This is a genomic window from Prauserella oleivorans (assembly GCF_042685745.1).
In the GTDB taxonomy this organism is placed as follows: domain Bacteria; phylum Actinomycetota; class Actinomycetes; order Mycobacteriales; family Pseudonocardiaceae; genus Prauserella_A; species Prauserella_A oleivorans.
The window spans coordinates 2,117,787-2,135,018 of sequence record NZ_JBHUNT010000001.1 but is presented as its reverse complement, the minus strand read 5'-3'; the positions used below and the strand labels follow the sequence as shown (position 1 = coordinate 2,135,018).

Sequence of the window (17,232 nt, the reverse complement as noted above, 5' to 3'; positions counted from 1 at the left end):
CCGTGCTCCAGGCTCACCGGGTATCACCTCCGCCCACCACGAGCACACACGCGTCGTCGCGGCGACGGCAGTGTTGCCCGAGCAGCCACCCCGCCACCGTAGCGGCGTCGTGGCCGAAAGCGTCGTGCAGGTCAGCCGCGTTCCATCGTTCGGAGACGCCATCGGTGTGCATGATCAGCCGGCTTTCTTCGGACCACGAACGCATCAATGGATCGGCACGCCGTCCGCGTCGCTGCCTCCTCCCCACTATGCCCGGTACGGACACCAATGTCTCGTGGGAACCGGTCGCCGAATACAGCCGCGCCGCGATGTTGCCGACGCCGGAGAACCACAACCGGTTGCGGGCGAGGTCGAACTGTGCGATCGCCACCGCCGAGCCGCGGGCGGCCGCGCGGTCGGCGTCCATCGCCTCGAGCAGTGCCGCCGGAGGCGCGGCCGGCATCGCCGCGACGTGCGACACCGCCGCGGCGCTGGCCGCCGCGGCGTCCGGACCGTGCCCGAGTCCGTCGGCGACAACGAAGGTGACCAGCCCTTCGGACCGCACCACGGTCCACGCATCGCCGCTGACGGTTTCGCCCGGCGCGGTGAACACCGCCGCGCCGATGTGCAGGCCCAGGACAGGCAGCGTCTCCGGCAGGGTCTCCGGAACCCAGCGGGCGAGCACCGTCGTGCCCTCGCCGTAACGCGAGTACAGGTCGAACTCGTCGGCCAGCCGCCGCACGCCACCGAGGCCGGTCCCGAGACTGCCCGACGTCGAATAGCCGTCGCGCAGGGCTTCCTCCGGGCGGCGCAGGCCCGGACCGCGATCGGTGGCGAGGAGATCGAATCCCCGTGGGCTTGCCACCACCGCGAGCAGGCCCTCGCATGCGTACTTCACGAGGTTGCTGGCCAGCTCGGACGCCGCGATGGAGACACGGTCGACCGCCTTGGCAGGCAGCCCGGCTTCCCGGGCGGCCGTGGTCGCCATCGAGCGAGCCTTGCCGACATGCACCGGCAGGTTCACTGCGAGCGCGGCACTGATCACGGCACCGGCTTACGTGCCCTGAACCCGACCGACACCGTCGTCCCCTCTCCCGGCACGGTGTGCAGGTCGAACTCGTCGGCCAGCCTGCGCGCGCCGCTCAGACCGAGACCGAGGCCACCCGCACTGCTGTAGCCGTCGGTGAGTGCCTGTTCGACGTCGACGATACCGGGACCGTCGTCATCGAAGACCAGCCGCAACGTGGTCGCGTCGGTGTGGCGTTCCACCCTGATCCGGGCCGTGCCTCCGCGACCGTGGACCTGCGTGTTGCGGGCGAGCTCGCTCGCGGCCGTCACCATTTTCGTCTGTTCGACAAGCGAAAAACCCAGCGACACGGCAACGTCCCTCACCGCTTGCCGCACGTGCACGATATCGATCTCCTCGCGGATCGGGACTTCCTGCACGGTGGGAACGTTCGTCATGTGATCCTCGCGGAGCCGCCCAGCTTGGCCAGACCATCGGCCACGGTCAGAGCAGTCTCGAGGCCGGGCAAGGTGAGTCCGAGCTCCACGAGGGTGATCGCCACTTCCGGTCGCATCCCCACGACGACCGTTCTGGCCGCGAGCAGACCTGTGGCGCCCGCCAGGTCGTGCAGTGTCCTTGCCAGGAACGAGTCGACGATGTCCAGTCCGGACACGTCGATGAGCACGCCCCGAGCCCCGCTGTCGGCGACGCCCGTCGTGACGTCCTCCTGCAGGCCCATCGCGTCGTGGTCGGTCAGTTCGCCCTGGATCGTCACGAGGAGGACGTCGCCGAGCGGGATGACGGAGGTCGTACTCATCGCCGGTTACCAGCCCTGGAGTCGTCGGGCGTGATGGACATGCCGATCGTGCGCAGCGCCTGGGCGAACGCGTCCGCGAGGGTGGCTCGCGTCGCGACCTCGCCGAGGTCGATGCCGAGCTGCACCATCGTCTGCGCGATCTGCGGCCGGATGCCGCTGATGATGCACTCGGCACCCATCAGCCGGGCCGCGACGGCGGTCTTCAGCAGGTGCTGGGCCACGAGCGTGTCCACGGCCGTGACACCGGTGATGTCGAGGATCGCGACCTGCGCCTGCTGCTTGACGATGGCCTCGAGCAGGCTTTCCGTCGCGACCTGCCCACGCGTGCTGTCCAGCGTGCCGATGAGCGGGATCGCCAGGATGCCGTCCCAGAGCTTGATGACGGGCGTCGACAGCTCGGTGAGCTGTGCCTGCTGGTTCATGATGGTGTCGGCGTTGACCGACAGCTCGATCTCCAGCAGCGCGATGCGCAGTGTGTTGAGCGCGTTGTTGAGGATCAACGCACCGGACTGCGCGACGCCGGCGTCGAGGCCCTGCTCGTTCCACAGGCGCAGCAACGGTCCCTTGAGCTCCGTCACATCGGGCCTGGTGCTGCCGGACGGGCCACCGGCCGAGCGCTCGGCCATCGAACCGAGGACCGACCGCACCGCGCTGAAGGCCTCCGCGGAGGGGTCCTCCTCGGCCCCGGTGGCGATCACCTGCCGGATGCCCGCGAGGAGCTCCGCGGACTCCTCGCCGGGGTCGCCGCCGCGGCGCGCGGCGAAAACGGGCGCCGCCGACCACACCCGTTCGATCTCTTCCCGGTTGTGCTCCAGGAACTCGGTCAGCCGCTCGCGAGCCTGGTCGCCTGTGCCGGCGGTCATGCGTGAAGCCCTCCAAGAGACGTGCTTGGCGCTGCGGTCCGTCGTTCGCACTGAGGATCATGGTGCGCCCTGGCAAACTTAAGCCACAGCATGGCGGACCTCCAGGGAAGGTACAAACGCAACCGCATACCCCGAGTGCGGTACCGGGAGATACAGACGATGACAGACAGTGAGGAGCGACCCGGCGCGGCCGCGGCTCCCACAGTGGTACGGGCTGAGCTCATCAGCGACAACGAAGGACACGTCACGCTCACCGGTGAGGTCGATCACGGCATCGCCCCGGAACTGGACGCGGCACTCGACAAGCTCTTCTCAGCGGGAGCGCGCCGATTGGTGATCGATTTCTCGAGACTGTCTTTTTTCGATTCGGCGTGTATCAGCGCCCTCGTCAGGGCACACAGGACTGTGAACGAACGCGGAGGAGCCGTTCGGCTCGTCAACGTGGACCGGTTCGCCTACCGGGTGCTGCAGATCGCGGGTCTGGTTCCGTTGTTCGACATCCACCGTGCCGCTGACGATGAGCCGGATGACTGACCAGGGCCGCTCGCGGACCGACACCCTCGTCCTGGACATGCCGCTGCGGGTGCACCCCCGCACGCCCACCGACGCCAGGCATGCCGCCGACGAAGTGCTCGGCTCGGTCGCAAGCAGCACGAGACAGTGCTTCCTGCTGCTGGTGACCGAGCTGGTCACCAACGCGGTCGTGCACGGCAGGCCACCGTTCTCGATGCGAATGCTGGAAAACCACGAGCGGCTGCGCATCGAGGTCGCCGACACCGCGGCGCGCCATCCGGTCGTGCGTGACCCCGAGCCCCACGAGCCCACCGGGCGCGGCATGGTGCTCGTCGCCGCGATGGCCGACGACTGGGGTGTGCAGGACGTCCCGACGGGTCCGGGCAAAGTGGTGTGGGCCGAACTTCGCCGGTGAGGCGCCCGGTCTGATATGTAAAGGTCCCTGGTAGCGGAACTGCAAAGGGGCATGCGGGTGGAACTGCGCGAAGTCGAGGTGTTCCTCGCGCTGGCCGAGGAGCTCCACTTCGGCCGTGCCGCGGCGCGGCTGCGCCTCACGCAGGGCCGGGTCAGCCAGACCATCCGGGCGCTCGAGACCGAGGTCGGCGGTTCGCTGTTCGAGCGCACCAACCGCCAGGTGCGCCTGACGCCACTCGGCGCGCGCTTCCGGGAGGGCGCCCAGCGGGGCTATGACGAGTTGCGCCGGGCTCTGCGGGACACCCGCGCGGCCGCGCGGAACGTCACCGGCCGGCTGTCGATCGCCTACCTGCCGAGCATCGGCAACGACCTCGTCACGCGCATCGTCCGGACCTTCGAGGCCGGACACCCGGAATGCCGCGTCTACCTGCACACGCTGTTCCCGTCGAGGAAGATCGATCTCGAGCCGACGTTGCTCGAGGGCGACACCGACATCGCGCTGTCCTGGTCACCGGGCGGAGACGGCGCCGCCGTCGCGTCTCCGCGGCTGGTCGTCGGCCCGGTGCTGGCGGAGGTTCCGCGCGCGGTCCTGGTGCCCGCCGACCATCCACTGGCGGCGTACGAGTCGGTATCGCTGGAGGACCTCGTCGACTACGTCCTCATCAACCCGTCGAACGCGGCACCGCAGTGGCAGCGTGAGCTGTGGACGCCGAGCGTCACCCCGAGCGGCAAGCGGCTCAGACTCACCGCGGACGACGTCGTCGCGATGACCCACCATGACGAGCTGACCGCGGACGACGTCCTCACGCTCGTGGCCCGGGGGCACGGGCTGCACCTCACGGTCGCGACGTTGCTCGAGCACATACCGTTCCCCGGTCTCGCGGCCGTGCCCGTGCGGGACATGCCGCCGATGGCGCTCGTTCCCGTGTGGTCGGCCACAGCCGAGAACCCGGCGATTCGCGCCTTCGCCGAGGCGGCCGTCCTGGCTCTGACGCCTGCCACCAGCCACGATTAGCATCGCTAATCCAGTCATTAACAATGCCGTATTGATTGCCTACGCGAAGCTCTGGCAGGCTCTGACCCACGCTGAGCGGCCGTGACGATCACCGGCCTCGGCTCGGCGCTGTGTCGCTCCTGCAAGCTCGGGTCGGCAGTCGCTCGGCTGGGGGTGCGGCTGCCGACCCGTCATGTCCGGGACGTCAGCTGTGCCGGGCCCGTGCACCGACGAATCGCCTGCCGAGCTGCGCGCACGCCGACATCGCACACCGCAGCCGCCGGGGACGGCGGCGTAGGCCGTCCGGGTGGCGCCAAGGTAGGCGAGCCCTCCCGTGGCGACCAAGGGTACCGGGGTTCTGCCTTCCACATCCCCCGGATGAACAATGGGTGGATGAGGACGTGGGCCACACGCGTGCTGGCGGCCACATTGCTGGGCGTCGCCGTGACCGCGTGCACCGACGACCCCGGGCCGGTACCCGGCGGGCCGGCGACGACCTCGGTGCGGTCGCCCGACACCTCGCCGACGTCGTTCCGGGCGCCCTCGGCACCGTCACCGGCGCCCGCGTCCAGGTCGGGCTCGCGAGCGGACACGGGGCCAGGATGCGGACAGCGCGCGGTCGACGCGGGCAGGTTCAACCCGGACTGCAAGGAGTACCAGGGTTACCTCGACCCCGGGGGCGCGGGACGCAAGGACACCTCCGGCGAGGAACAACGCCGCTACGCCTGCGAACAGGGCTATCTGCCGAAGAGCGAGTGCTGAAGGGCGACCGTTTCCGCCTGACGCGCTCGGCCGGCGACGGGGCCGGGCGGTGGGTCGTGGTGCCCGTGGGCCGCGAACAGGCCCGGTGCAGGCCGCGTGACCGACCGTGCCGAGGAGCCGGTCGTCCCGGCCCCTCGGCACGGAACCGTCAGCCGCGGGCCGGGTCCACCCCGAACTGCCGGGCGATGTCGTCGAGCATGGCGTGAGCGCCCTGCAGGCTCACCGACACGTACCAGGTCTCGTCGTCGACGTCGCCGATCGCGCCCTTGAGCGTGCCCCACAACGGGTTGGACTGGAACATCGCCCGCGGGTCCTCCGCCTGCTGGGTGGCGTCGGCGTAGGAGGAGACGAACACCCGGTCGGCGTCGAGCTTGCCGATCTGCTCCTGGCTGAGGTCCACGGCGATGTCGTCCTGCGAGTCCGGCTGGCCCTGCGGCCGCTGCAGGCCCACGTCCGACATGACGATGCCGGGGAAGGAGTTGCTGGTGTAGAGGCGCACCGTCGGCTCGCCCTCGATGAACCGCACCAGCGAGTACGTGGGCATCCGGCCGTGCTTGGCCCGGATCGCCTCGCCGATCGCTTTGGCCCGCCGCTCGTAGGCGCCGATCTTCTCCTCGGCGAGCCGCTCCTTGCCGAGCGCCTTGGCGAGCAGGCGGATGTTGTCCTTCCATGTGGCGCCCGTCGTCTCGCTGAACACCGTCGGGGCCACATTGGACAGTTCGCGGTAGATCGACTCGTGCCGGATCCTGGCCGAGACGATCAGGTCCGGCGCCGCGTCGTAGAGCGCCTCGACATCCGGGCTGGACAGCTCACCGACGACCCTGCCGCCCTTCGCGAAACGCGCGTCGTCGCCGAGGTAGCCGGGCAGCCCGTCCGACGACGGGTACTTGGTGTACGCGACGACCTCGGTCTCGAGTGCGAGCGCCGCGTCGACGTAGCTGGAATCCAATGCGGCAACCCTCGCCGGTTTGCGCTCCACCGTCGTTTCACCCATCGCATGGGAGACGGTGCGGGGAAAGCCGCCCTGCTGTGCGGCGGTGTCGGCGGGCTCCTCGCCACTGGGCGAGCACCCGGTGAGGGTGAAACACGCGACCGCCGCGGCCGCGAGGGCCACGCGCCAAGGTCGGGACAGGCGGATCATCGCTCACCTTTCGGTTTCGGTTAGGCTTTCCTAACGAAGGCCTCGGACCATAAACGACCGGCCCGGCGTACCGGAAGGCTTGTCGCGAGGATTACAGGAGCGGAGATGGGCGCGAGTCTCGCGGCACGGCCGGACGCCGTGCGTGATCGCTCGTCGAGGCGGCATCGCAGGCGGCGGCTGCTCGGGCTGACGGTCCTGGCTTTGGGCGCGGCGGTGGCCGCGGTGGCGAGCCTGGCCTACGGCGCTCACCCGGTGCCGCTCGAGGCCGTCTGGCGGGCGATCACCGACCCCACGGGCAGCGAGGACGACATCGTCGTGCGGTCCCTGCGCGCGCCACGCACCGTCATCGGCATCCTCGCCGGACTCGCACTGGGCGTCGGCGGTGCGCTGATGCAGGGGCACACGCGCAACCCGATCGCCGATCCCGGCCTGCTCGGGGTCAACCAGGGAGCGGCGCTGGGCGTCGTGATCGCCGTGGTCGTGTTCGACGTGGGAGCGCTGACCTCCTACGTCTGGTTCGGCTTCGCGGGGGCGCTCGTCGCCGCGGTGGTGGTGTTCCTGCTCGGCACGGTCGGCAGCCGCGGCTCGACACCGGTGACGCTCGCGCTGGCGGGCGCGGCGGTCAGCGCCCTGCTCTACGGGCTGATCTCGGCGATCGTGCTCGGCGACCGGCAGGGCATGGAGACCTACCGGTTCTGGCACGTCGGCTCCATCGCGGGCCGGGATTTCGCCGTGGCGGGCCAGATGGCGCCGTTCGTGCTCGCGGGGCTGGTGCTGGCGCTGGTGAACACACCGGGGCTGAACACCCTCGCGCTCGGCGAGGACATGGCGACGGCGCTCGGCCGCAACGTGCGGCGCACGCGCGTGCTCGGCGTGCTGGCCATCACCTTGCTGGTCGGCACGGCGGTCGCGGCGTGCGGGCCGATCGCCTTCGTCGGCCTCATCGTGCCGCACCTGGCCCGCGCCGTCACCGGTCCCGACTACCGGTGGCTGGTTCCGTTCGCGGGACTGCTCGGCGCGATCCTGGTGCTCGCGGCCGACGTGCTCGGCAGGCTGGTCTCCGACGACAGCCTCGAGGTCGGCATCATGCTCGCCGTCATCGGCGCGCCCGCGTTCATCCATCTGGTGCGGAGGAAGGGCGTGGCACGGATATGAGGGCGTTGCGTGACGTCGAGGCCGTCCCCGGGCGCAAACAGGTGCGCCTCGGCGGGCTGACGTGGACGTTCCGGCCCCAGGTGGTGCTCGTCCCGCTGATCGGCCTGCTGCTGCTCGTGCTCGTCGCGGCGCTGAACATCGGCCGGGGCAGCTCGCACATCGAGGTGCTCGACGTGCTGCGCACCCTGCTCGGTGGCGGGGACCGGCGCGAGACCGGCATCATCTTCGACCTGCGGCTGCCCCGCACACTCGCCGGCATCCTCGTGGGTGCCGCGTTCGGTCTGGCCGGCGCGATCTTCCAGACCATCGCGCGCAACCCGCTCGCCAGCCCGGACATCCTCGGCATCACCTGGGGCGCCGGGGTCGGTGCCGTCGCACTGATCACCGTGGGCGGCTCGCGGGGCCAGGTCAGCGGCATCGTGGCCGAACTCGGCGTGCCGCTCGCGGGGCTGGCGGGCGGCCTGTTCGCTGGGCTGCTGCTGTACGCGCTGTCGTGGCGGCGCGGCCTCGACGGCTACCGGATGGTCCTGGTCGGCATCGGGCTCTCCGCGATCGGCTACAACGTCGTCTACTGGCTGCTGACGCTCGGCGACGTGGACGACGCCACCCGCGCGACCACGTGGATCGTGGGCAACCTCGCCGACGTCGGGTGGGAGTCGATCGGGCCGGTCGCGGCCGCGCTCGCCGTGCTGGTCCCGGCGACGCTCGTCTGCGTCCACACACTCGGCGGGCTGCAGTTCGGCGACGACACCGCGCGCGGCCTCGGCATCCGGGTCGACGCGGCCCGCGGGACGCTGTTGCTGCTGGCGGCGGCACTCGCGGCGGTCGCGACGGCCGCCGCCGGGCCGATCACGTTCGTCGCGCTGGCGACTCCGCAGATCGCGCTGCGGCTCGCGCGCACGCCGCAGCCGCCCATCGTGGGCTCGATGGTGCTGGGTGCGCTCCTGACCGTCTCCGCCGATCTGGCCACGCGACTGGTGCTACCCGATCTCCCGGTCGGGGTGCTCACCGCCATCCTCGGCGCGCCGTATCTGATCTTCCTGTTCGTGCGATCTCGTAAGGAGGCACGCACGTGACCGAAACGCGGTTGCGGGCCGACGGTGTCCGGCTCGGCTACGGCGAGCGGCTGGTGGTCGAGGACCTCGATCTCGAAGTCGCCGACGGCTCCGTCACCGTCGTCATCGGACCGAACGGCTGCGGCAAGTCGACGCTGCTGCGGGCACTCGGCCGGTTGCTGCGCCCGAGCGGCGGCTCGGTGCTGCTCGACGGCAAGCGCATCGACCGGCTGCCCACCCGGGAGGTCGCGAAGGTGCTCGGCCTGCTGCCGCAGTCGCCGAGCGCGCCGGAGGGACTGACGGTGGCGGACCTCGTGGCCCGGGGCAGGCAGCCACATCAGCGCTGGTACCGGCAGTGGTCGTCGGCCGATGAGGAGGCCGTGTCCAGGGCGCTGGCGCTCACCGGGATGGACGTCCACGCCGACCGCGTGGTGGACGAGCTCTCCGGCGGGCAGCGACAGCGGGCGTGGATCTCGATGACACTGGCCCAGGACACGTCGCTGCTCCTGCTGGACGAGCCGATCACCTACCTCGACCTCGCGCACCAGGTCGACGTGCTGGACCTGGTACACCGCCTGCACACCGAGCGCGGCACGACGGTGGTGATGGTGCTGCACGACCTCAACCTGGCCGCCCGCTACGCCGACACGCTCGTCGCCATGCGGGACGGTCGCATCGTGGCGCAGGGCGAACCGGGCGATGTGCTGACCGAGGAGCTGCTGTCCGAGGTGTTCGACCTGGACGCGAAAGTGCTGCCCGACCCGGTCGCCGGGACGCCGCTCGTCATCCCGATCAGTGCCCACGTGCGGGCGACGGTCTCCTGAGGGCGCGGGCGGTCAGCGGTCGCGCCGCGCCATCGCCTCGATGCCGGCGAGCAGCAGGTCGAGGCCGAACGCGAAGTAGCCGTCCGGGTCCTCGCAGACGCTGAGCGGTCCGGCGGCCTCCACCAGCCGTGGGTACTGCTCGGGCGGCAGTGACTCCAGGAGCTGCCGGGCGCGCTCGTCGTCGGGCGTGGTCGTCCCGGGGACCGCGCCGACGAGGCCGGTGAGGGTGGTCAGCGCGTGCCGGGCGACCTGGGTGGCCTCCGCCGGGGAGAACCCGCCGCGTCGCAGGATGTCGAGCAGGACCTCGGTCATGCGCAGATTCGCCTCGGAGGCCGTGCTGTGTGTGGAGAACAGCGGCGCGGTGGCAGGGTGCGAGCGGAGCACTCCGAGCATCGAAGCGAGAAGTGCCCGCAGCTGGGCGGCCCAGGGCCTGGACGGGTCCGCAGTGAGGTCGATCTTCTCGCAGATGCGCTCGACCATGCCGTCCAGGAGCTGGTCCTTGTTGCGGAAGTGCCAGTAGAGAGCCATGGGGGTGACACCGAGGTCCTTCGCCAGCCTGCGGATCGTGACCGCTGCGAGCCCTTCCGCGTCGGCGAGTGCGAGCGCTGCCTCCACCACCACGCGAGGTGTGAGAGCTGCGCGCTCGGCGGTGTCCGGGCGTTGGTTCATCGGCAGCTACTGTACACCGTACAGTACTCCTGTACGCTGTACAGGACGAGGTGAGGGAGGCCGCCATGAGCCTGAAGACGTGGTACTACCGCGACGCACGCCCCAACCGGGTGGCGCGCGTGCTCGACCGAGGCACCGGGGCGCTCTACGCGCTCGGCATCGCCCCGAACTACCTCGTCACCCTCGAGGTGACGGGCCGGCGCTCGGGAAGGACCGTCGCGCTACCGCTGGTCATGACGACGCTCGGCAACGAGCGCTACCTCGTGGCGATGCTCGGCGAGAACACGAACTGGGTCCGGAACGTGCGCGCCGCGCACGGCGAGGTGACGCTGCGCCACGGCAGGCGCGAGCAGGTGCGCCTGGCCGCGGTGCCGCCGGAGCACCGGGCGCCCGTGCTGCGGGCGTATCTGCGCCGGGCGCCCAACGCCCGAGCACACGTGCCGGTGGACCGGAACGCTGCGCTCGCCGAGTTCGAGCGCGTGGCGCCCGCGTTTCCGGTGTTCCGGGTGATGCCGCGGGAGTGATCCGACCCATCGGGTCGCGGCCGGCGTGTCCGCGAAGATCCGGCAGGCCCAGGGATCCCGCGGCCGCGATGAGTCCCGCGAGTTCCGGCGGTCGTACTGTCGAACGCGTACCCCGGGAGGCTTCTCATGCGCAGCGTGACCTATTCGATGAACGTCTCACTCGACGGCTACATCGTCGGGCCGGACGGCAGCTTCGACTGGACGGTGCCCAGCGAGGAGGTCTTCCGCTCCTGGATCGACGAGGTACGACAGGTCGGCGTCCACCTCATGGGCCGGCGGCTGTACGAGACGATGGTGTACTGGGAGACCGCTGAGCACGATCAGTCCCTCGACGACTCGAAGCTCGAGTTCGCCGCGATCTGGAAGGCGCTGCCCAAGGTCGTGTTCTCGACGACCCTGTCGGAGGTGCAGGGCAAGACCCGCCTGGCCGCCGGCGGCCTGGCGGAGGAGATCGAGCGGCTGCGAGCCGAGCCGGGGGATGGCGACATCGCGATCGGCGGCGCGACGCTCGCCGCCGAGGCGGCCGCGTCGGATCTGATCGACGAATACCGGGCGAGGGTCTACCCGGTGCTGGTGGGCGGTGGCATTCCGTTCTTTCCCCAGCGCGAGCGCCGGGTGGATCTCGAACTCGCCGACACCCGGACCTTCAGCTCGAAGGTCGTCTATCTCCGCTACCGCGTGGCGCGCTAGCCGGAACGCTTGTGGCGCGGAGCCGGCTCGCCTCAGGCATGCAGGGCGGGCCGGTAGCTGAGCTCCTGGATGTGGCCGTCGAGCGTCCGGCTCTCGATCAGCTCGAGGTCGAAGTCGGCCGCTCCCCGGAAGACCGGGTCCACCCCGGTCCGCCCGGTGATCACCGGGAACAGCGTCACCTGAACGCGGTCGACGAGGCCGGCCGCCATCAGCGCCCGGTTCATCGACAGGCTGCCGTGCGAGCGCAACGGCACCTCGGACTCCTCCTTCAGCCGTGCGACGACATCGACGGCGTCGCCGCTCACGACCGTCGCGTCCGGCCAGTCGAGCGGCCCCTGCAGCGTCGTCGACACCACCGTCGCCGGCAGGTTCCTCATCCGGGTGACCCATGGATCCCGCACGTCGGAGTCCTCCGTACTCGACGCCAGCATCCCCGCGAACGCCCGGTACGTGTTGGCCCCGAAGACCATCCGCTGCTGCTGGTCGTACACGGCGAGGCGGTGCTCCAGCAGCTCGGGGCCTTGCTTGCCCCAGTAGCCGGTCCAGCCACCGCTGGCGGCGCCGAAGCCGTCGAGGCTGGAAAAGACGTCGAAGGTGTAGGTGGCGGTCATGGTCGTCTCCTCGATCGCGGGCGACCGGACGTTTTCCGGTCTCTCACCCAGGCGTCGAACGGACTCGACGCGATTCGACAACCACCGCGGGAGAAATCAGCAGGCGCGAAAAGTCGCAGCCACGGTCCCGGCCATGAACGGCGGCCTACCTGCGTAGACGACCCATCAGTCGGAGCTCGGTGCGGATGGTGCCCCCGACGGGACTCGAACCCGCACTTGATCGATTTTAAGTCGACTGCCTCTGCCAATTGGGCTACGGGGGCATGTGAAGCTTATGCCCCCGCAGGCTCACGACTTGGACGCCCTCGCGAACTCTTCCTTCGGGTTGTTGATCTGCCCGAGGGAGACGACCTCACGCCGCAGCACGCCACCGAGCATCCAGTCGAGCAGGATACGGACCTTGCGGTTGAAGGTCGGCATGGCCTTGACGTGGTAGGCGCGGTGCATGACCCACGCGGCGAAGCCCTTGACCTTGATGTTGAAGGTGTCCGCGACGCCCTTGTGCAGGCCCAGGCTGGCGACCGAACCCACGTTCTTGTGGTAGTAGTCCACCGGCTGGCCGCCACGCAGAACGCGGATGATGTTCTTCGCCAGGTGCCTCGCCTGGCGCACCGCGTGCTGGGCGTTGGGCGGGCAGGTGGCGGTCGGGTCCTTCTCGGTCTTCGACAGGTCCGGCACGGCCGCGACGTCGCCCGCGGTCCACACGTCGGGGTGGCCGACCACCTGCAGACCCGCGGTCGCCTGGAGCCGGCCGCGCTTGTCCACGGGCAGGTCGGACTGGGCGAGCACCGGGTTGGCCTTGACGCCGGCGGTCCAGATGATCGTGTCGCTGTCGAACTCGGTGCCGTCGGAAAGCACCACGTGGCCGTTCTCGAACGACTTGGCAGCCGTCGACAGGTACACCTCGATGCCGCGCTTCTCGAGCTGCTCGACCGTCCACACGCCGAGGGTGTCGCGCACCTCGGGCAGGATCCGGCCCGCCGCCTCGACGAGCACCCACCGGATGTCCTCCGGCTCGATGTTCTCGTAGTAGCGCGTTGCGAAGCGCGTCATGTCCTCGAGCTCGGCGAGCGCCTCGATACCGGCGAACCCACCGCCGACGACGGTGAACGTCAGCAACCGCTTGCGCAGGTCGGGGTCGAGGGTGCTGGCGGCCTCGTCCAGCTTGGTGAGGACGTGGTTGCGCAGGTAGATGGCCTCGCCGATCGTCTTGAAGGCGATGCCCTCCTCGGCCAGGCCCGGGATCGGCAGCAGCCGTGCGACCGAACCGAGCGCGACGACGAGCACGTCGTACCCGAGCTGCTCGATGTGGCCGTCGGCGGCTTCGACGGTCACGGTCTTGCGCTCGTGCTCGATCTTGTTGACGCGCGCCGTGAGCACGTGGCAGCGTCGGAGGACCCGGCGCAACGGCACCACCACGTGCCGGGGTTCGATCGACCCGGCAGCCGCCTCCGGGAGGAACGGCTGGTAGGTCATGTGCGGCTGCGGATCCACGACCGTCACGGACGCCTCGTTGGCGCGGAGCTTCTTCTGGAGGCCCAGTGCCGTGTAGAGGCCGACGTATCCGCCGCCGAGGACGAGGATCCTCGTCGGTTCCGACTTGACTGCCATGTGTTCATGTTCTCACCGTCGGGCTCGCGACGCTCACGGGGCCTCCTTGCTGTGACCAGCGTCGCCGCGTTACGCAAACGATTCAGTCGAGCCCGGCGAGCGACGCGGCCCGGCCGAAGACCTCACGGAGCATCGCGGGGGTCAGCCTGCCCGTGAACGTGTTCTGCTGCGAGACGTGATAGCAGCCGAGCAGATGCAGGTCGGACGGCCCGGGCAGGACGACATGGGCGCCGTGGCCGAAGCGGGGCCGCGGCCGCGGCACCTGCCAGCCCGCCTGCGCCAGCACCGGCAGCAGCGCCTGCCAGCCGAACCCGCCGAGCACGACCACCGCCCGCAGGGTCGGTCGCAGCAGGTCGAGCTCCTGTGCCAGCCACCCGCTGCACGTGTCCCGCTCGGCGGGCGTCGGCCGGTTGGCGGGCGGTGCGCAGTGCACCGGTGCCGTGATGCGGGTGCCGAAGAGCCGCAGCCCGTCGTCGCGGCTCACCGACTCCGGCTGCGAGGCGAGGCCGACGTCGTAGAGAGCCTGGAACAGCACGTCTCCGGAGCGGTCACCGGTGAACATGCGGCCCGTGCGGTTGCCGCCGTGTGCCGCGGGAGCGAGCCCGACCACGGCCAGCGAGGCGTCGGCCGGGCCGAAGCCCGGCACCGGCCGGCCCCAGTAGGTCTCCGAGGCGTAGGCGGCGCGCTTGGTCCGCGCGACCTGCTCCCGCCACTCCACCAACCGGGGGCAGGCACGGCACTCGCTCACGGCCTGGTCGAGTTCGGCCAGCGAACACCTCACGTCCGTCATGGTGAGTCATTGTGACCGGCGACCGGGTCCACGGCTTGTCACGGATTCGGGCACAGGAGTTCGACAGCGCTCGCGGCGACCTCGGTGCCGCCGTGGGCCCGGACCTCGTCGCGCAGCTCGCGCGCCCGGTCCGCCTTGCCGAGCGCGGTCTCGACGGCCGCCCGCAGGTTCGCGGCATCCAGCGGTTCCGCCGGGCGCACTCCGGCGCCGATCCGCTCGAGCGTGTCGGCGTTGTCGGTCTGGTCGACGGCCTGCGGCAGCAGGACGGTCGGCACGCCGAACCACAGCGACTCCGCCGCGCTACCCATCCCGGCGTGGCTGACGAACACCGACGCGTGCTCGAGCACGTCCAGTTGCGGCTGGGTGCGATCGGCGATCACGCCGTCCGGAAGAGGCCCGAGCTCGGCGGGATCGACCTTGCCCGTGGCGAGCACGATCCGGTGGTCCCCGGCCAGCCCGTCGAGGCAGGCGCGATAGATGTCCCGCCGGTCGGTGTAGGCGGTGCCCAGCGCCACGTACACCAGCGGGCGGTCGTCGCCGGGCTCCGGCGTCCACCCCGTGCGGCGGGCCGAGTCGATGCACGGGCCCGCGAAGACGTAGCGCGGGTCGACCCGGTCGGCGTTCGGCTGCAGGACACGCGGAATCAGCACCACGCATGACGGCGGTGTGCCGAGGAACTCGTCGGCGTCGACGTCCATGCCGTTGTCGGCGAGCCACCGGCGCAGCGTCGCGAAGTAGCGGCTGCCGGTCGGGGACGCCTCGAGCGCGGCGTTGAACTCGGCCCGGTCCTGTTCGATGCCCTCCCACGCCACGTACGCGGTGGACAGCTGGATCGCCGGCACGCCCCAGTGGTGCGCGGCGACGCGTCCGGCGAATCCGCCGATGTCGTAGAGCACGGCGTCGGGCTTCGGGAGGCCGCGGATGACGGGCAGCGCGGTCATCGCGTCGTCGAGGAACACCTGCATCGCCGCTCCCGGGTCATCCGTCCAATGCTCGTCGGCCTGCGGCATCACCGAGTCGTGGCAGACGGGCTCGGCGCCGGTCCTGGCGACGAGCCCGGCGAGGCGATGGCCGACGACGTAGCTGACCCGATGCCCCCGGGCGACGAGTTCGGCGATGAGCCCCAGGCCGGGGTAGACGTGGCTGGGAGCGGTGACACCGGCCATGACGAGGTGCATGGCGTCAGTCTCACAGCCCGCTCTTTTCCCACACAGTGAATTTCTTTCCGCACCGGCTCGCATAGGTTGGAGCCATGCCAGACACGACCGATGAAGCCACGGAAACCGACACCGCCGAGCCGACGGCCAAGGCGGGCGCCGTCGAGCCGACCGACGACCTGGTGACCACCCGTCACACGCTGACGGTCAAGCGCCGCAAACTGGACTACACCGCCCAGACCGGGCGAATCGTCCTGCGCAAGGAAGTCATCACCGACGGCAAGTTCGACGGGTACAAGCCCAAGGCCGAAGTGTACGTCACGGCGTACACGCTCGACGGCGCCGACCCGACGACGCGCCCGGTGACCTTCGCGTTCAACGGCGGCCCCGGGTCGTCCAGCATCTGGCTGCACCTCGGCGTGCTCGGGCCGCGCCGGGTGATTTCGGGTGACGTCAACGACCCCGAACCGCCCCCGTACCGGCTCGCCGACAATCCGGAGACCCTGCTCGCCCACAGCGACCTGGTGTTCATCGACCCGGTGTCCACGGGCTACTCGCGGCCCACGAACGGGGAGAAGCCGCAGGAGTACCACGGCTTCACGCCCGACGTGGAGTCGGTCGGCGAGGTGATCCGGCTGTGGACGTCGCGCAACCAGCGCTGGCTCTCGCCGAAGTTCGTCGCGGGCGAGTCCTACGGGACCCTGCGGGCCGCCGCCCTGGCCGCGCACCTGCAGGAGCGGCACGGCCTCTATCTCAACGGGCTGCTGCTCATCTCCTCCGTCCTGGACATGGGCACCATCCGCTTCACCGAGGGCAACGACCTGCCGTACACGCTTTTCGTGCCCACCTACGCGGCGATCGCGCACTACCACGGAAAGCACGGCAAGCGAAAGCTCGAGGACGTGCTGCGCGAGGCGGAGGAGTTCGCCTCCCGGGACCTGCCGTGGGCCCTGCAGCGGGGCGCGCGGCTGAGCGCCTCGGAGCGTTCCGACATCGTGCGCAGGCTGGCTCGGCTCACCGGCCTATCCGAGTCCTATGTGGACCGGGTGAACCTGCGGATCGAGCACGTGCGGTTCTTCACCGAACTGCTGCGCGAGCAGGGCCTCGCGACGGGCCGGATGGACGGGCGGTTCACCACCTGGGAACCGGACGGCGGGCGCGAGCACATGAGCGACGACGCGTCCGTCTCGCGCATCATGGGCGCCTACGCGGCCGCGTTCAACCACTACGTGCGCGCGGAACTCGAGTACGTCAACGACCTGCCGTACGAGATCCTGTCCATCGACGTCAACCGGGCATGGTCCTACTCGGACTTCGAGGGACGCGCGGTGTCGGTGGTGGACTCGCTGAGCTCGGCGATGCGGGCCAACCCGCACCTGAGGGTCCACGTCGCGCTCGGCCACTACGACGGCGCGACCCCGTACTACGCGGCCGAGCACGTCATCGCCAGGCTGCAGATCCCGGACGAGTTGCGGTCCAATGTGGAGACCGCGTACTACCCGGCCGGCCACATGATGTACGTCCACGAGCCCTCCCGCGTGCAGCAGTCGAAGGATCTCGCCGAGTTCGTCCGGCGCAGCTCCAACCGCTAGCGGGCGGTGGGTGTGGGGCGGGCCAGGGGACGTCCCACACCCGCATCGTCCCAGCGCGGGATCAG

The 17,232-nt window shown here is 70.3% G+C and carries 20 protein-coding genes and 1 tRNA gene; 10 read left to right on the top strand and 11 right to left on the bottom strand.

All coding sequences use genetic code 11. The features are described from left to right. Window positions 1–13: 13 nt before the first annotated feature. Genes ACFSZT_RS10610 through ACFSZT_RS10595 form a run of 4 tightly spaced genes read right to left on the bottom strand, consistent with a single transcriptional unit; the run spans window position 14 to window position 2,665 of the window. The gene (locus ACFSZT_RS10610) at window positions 14–1,024 is read right to left on the bottom strand and encodes an ATP-binding protein (protein ID WP_377389811.1); all 1,011 of its coding nucleotides are present in this window, start codon (window positions 1,022–1,024) and stop codon (window positions 14–16) included. Then, window positions 1,021–1,443, bottom strand: a complete 423-nt coding sequence (locus ACFSZT_RS10605; RefSeq protein ID WP_377389809.1) for an anti-sigma regulatory factor — start codon at window positions 1,441–1,443, stop codon at window positions 1,021–1,023. The genes ACFSZT_RS10610 and ACFSZT_RS10605 overlap by 4 nt, the downstream gene beginning before the upstream one ends. Next, window positions 1,440–1,802, bottom strand: coding sequence for an STAS domain-containing protein (locus tag ACFSZT_RS10600; RefSeq protein ID WP_377389807.1), 363 nt, complete (start codon window positions 1,800–1,802; stop codon window positions 1,440–1,442). The genes ACFSZT_RS10605 and ACFSZT_RS10600 overlap by 4 nt, the downstream gene beginning before the upstream one ends. Further along, on the bottom strand, window positions 1,799–2,665 hold the full coding sequence (locus ACFSZT_RS10595) for an STAS domain-containing protein (RefSeq protein ID WP_377389805.1): 867 nt from the start codon (window positions 2,663–2,665) through the stop codon (window positions 1,799–1,801). Before ACFSZT_RS10595 ends, ACFSZT_RS10600 begins: the two co-directional genes overlap by 4 nt. Before the next feature lie 159 nt (window positions 2,666–2,824). On the opposite strand from ACFSZT_RS10595, the gene ACFSZT_RS10590 reads away from it, so the two are divergent. From ACFSZT_RS10590 to ACFSZT_RS10575, 4 genes are all read left to right on the top strand, one after another. After that, window positions 2,825–3,199, top strand: a complete 375-nt coding sequence (locus tag ACFSZT_RS10590) for an STAS domain-containing protein (protein WP_377389867.1) — start codon at window positions 2,825–2,827, stop codon at window positions 3,197–3,199. Then, complete coding sequence (locus tag ACFSZT_RS10585; RefSeq protein ID WP_377389803.1) at window positions 3,192–3,593, top strand: ATP-binding protein; 402 nt, start codon at window positions 3,192–3,194, stop codon at window positions 3,591–3,593. The genes ACFSZT_RS10590 and ACFSZT_RS10585 overlap by 8 nt, the downstream gene beginning before the upstream one ends. A 57-nt stretch (window positions 3,594–3,650) precedes the next feature. Next, window positions 3,651–4,607, top strand: a complete 957-nt coding sequence (locus ACFSZT_RS10580) for a LysR family transcriptional regulator (protein ID WP_377389801.1) — start codon at window positions 3,651–3,653, stop codon at window positions 4,605–4,607. A gap of 372 nt (window positions 4,608–4,979) precedes the next feature. Next, window positions 4,980–5,348 (top strand): hypothetical protein, encoded by a 369-nt coding sequence (locus ACFSZT_RS10575; RefSeq protein WP_377389799.1) that lies wholly within the window; start codon window positions 4,980–4,982, stop codon window positions 5,346–5,348. Window positions 5,349–5,496: 148 nt separating this feature from the next. Here the strand turns inward: ACFSZT_RS10575 and ACFSZT_RS10570 are convergent, their stop codons facing one another. Beyond that, window positions 5,497–6,489, bottom strand: coding sequence for an ABC transporter substrate-binding protein (locus tag ACFSZT_RS10570; RefSeq protein ID WP_377389797.1), 993 nt, complete (start codon window positions 6,487–6,489; stop codon window positions 5,497–5,499). A 105-nt stretch (window positions 6,490–6,594) separates the two neighbouring features. Here ACFSZT_RS10570 and ACFSZT_RS10565 point away from each other — a divergent pair, with 105 nt between their 5' ends. The 3 genes from ACFSZT_RS10565 to ACFSZT_RS10555 are packed head-to-tail and all read left to right on the top strand — an operon-like array spanning window position 6,595 to window position 9,523. Next, window positions 6,595–7,644, top strand: coding sequence for a FecCD family ABC transporter permease (locus tag ACFSZT_RS10565; RefSeq protein WP_377389795.1), 1,050 nt, complete (start codon window positions 6,595–6,597; stop codon window positions 7,642–7,644). Continuing rightward, window positions 7,641–8,720: a FecCD family ABC transporter permease gene (locus ACFSZT_RS10560; RefSeq protein ID WP_377478231.1), complete on the top strand. Its 1,080-nt coding sequence runs from the start codon at window positions 7,641–7,643 to the stop codon at window positions 8,718–8,720. The genes ACFSZT_RS10565 and ACFSZT_RS10560 overlap by 4 nt, the downstream gene beginning before the upstream one ends. Continuing rightward, complete coding sequence (locus ACFSZT_RS10555; protein ID WP_377389789.1) at window positions 8,717–9,523, top strand: ABC transporter ATP-binding protein; 807 nt, start codon at window positions 8,717–8,719, stop codon at window positions 9,521–9,523. The genes ACFSZT_RS10560 and ACFSZT_RS10555 overlap by 4 nt, the downstream gene beginning before the upstream one ends. A 12-nt stretch (window positions 9,524–9,535) precedes the next feature. Here ACFSZT_RS10555 and ACFSZT_RS10550 read toward each other — a convergent pair whose 3' ends face one another. Then, a complete protein-coding gene (locus ACFSZT_RS10550; protein WP_377389787.1) occupies window positions 9,536–10,192 on the bottom strand; it encodes a TetR/AcrR family transcriptional regulator in 657 nt (218 codons plus the stop codon). A 65-nt stretch (window positions 10,193–10,257) separates the two neighbouring features. Here ACFSZT_RS10550 and ACFSZT_RS10545 point away from each other — a divergent pair, with 65 nt between their 5' ends. Both ACFSZT_RS10545 and ACFSZT_RS10540 read left to right on the top strand, forming a co-directional pair. After that, window positions 10,258–10,716, top strand: coding sequence for a nitroreductase/quinone reductase family protein (locus ACFSZT_RS10545; protein WP_377389785.1), 459 nt, complete (start codon window positions 10,258–10,260; stop codon window positions 10,714–10,716). A gap of 126 nt (window positions 10,717–10,842) precedes the next feature. Then, window positions 10,843–11,406 carry a dihydrofolate reductase family protein gene (locus tag ACFSZT_RS10540; RefSeq protein WP_377389783.1) on the top strand — a complete coding sequence of 188 codons (564 nt, stop codon included), beginning with the start codon at window positions 10,843–10,845 and terminating at the stop codon, window positions 11,404–11,406. Window positions 11,407–11,438: 32 nt separating this feature from the next. Here ACFSZT_RS10540 and ACFSZT_RS10535 read toward each other — a convergent pair whose 3' ends face one another. From ACFSZT_RS10535 to ACFSZT_RS10515, 5 genes are all read right to left on the bottom strand, one after another. Then, window positions 11,439–12,017, bottom strand: coding sequence for a dihydrofolate reductase family protein (locus ACFSZT_RS10535; RefSeq protein WP_377389781.1), 579 nt, complete (start codon window positions 12,015–12,017; stop codon window positions 11,439–11,441). Between the two features lie 186 nt (window positions 12,018–12,203). Beyond that, window positions 12,204–12,280: transfer RNA gene (locus ACFSZT_RS10530), tRNA-Leu, on the bottom strand. A 25-nt stretch (window positions 12,281–12,305) separates the two neighbouring features. Then, window positions 12,306–13,628, bottom strand: coding sequence for an NAD(P)/FAD-dependent oxidoreductase (locus ACFSZT_RS10525; RefSeq protein WP_377389779.1), 1,323 nt, complete (start codon window positions 13,626–13,628; stop codon window positions 12,306–12,308). Window positions 13,629–13,710: 82 nt separating this feature from the next. Continuing rightward, window positions 13,711–14,418, bottom strand: coding sequence for a uracil-DNA glycosylase (locus ACFSZT_RS10520; RefSeq protein ID WP_377389777.1), 708 nt, complete (start codon window positions 14,416–14,418; stop codon window positions 13,711–13,713). A gap of 38 nt (window positions 14,419–14,456) precedes the next feature. After that, a complete protein-coding gene (locus ACFSZT_RS10515; RefSeq protein ID WP_377389775.1) occupies window positions 14,457–15,596 on the bottom strand; it encodes a macrolide family glycosyltransferase in 1,140 nt (379 codons plus the stop codon). Window positions 15,597–15,670: 74 nt separating this feature from the next. Here ACFSZT_RS10515 and ACFSZT_RS10510 point away from each other — a divergent pair, with 74 nt between their 5' ends. Further along, a complete protein-coding gene (locus tag ACFSZT_RS10510) occupies window positions 15,671–17,167 on the top strand; it encodes a S10 family peptidase (protein ID WP_377389773.1) in 1,497 nt (498 codons plus the stop codon). Window positions 17,168–17,232 lie beyond the last annotated feature (65 nt).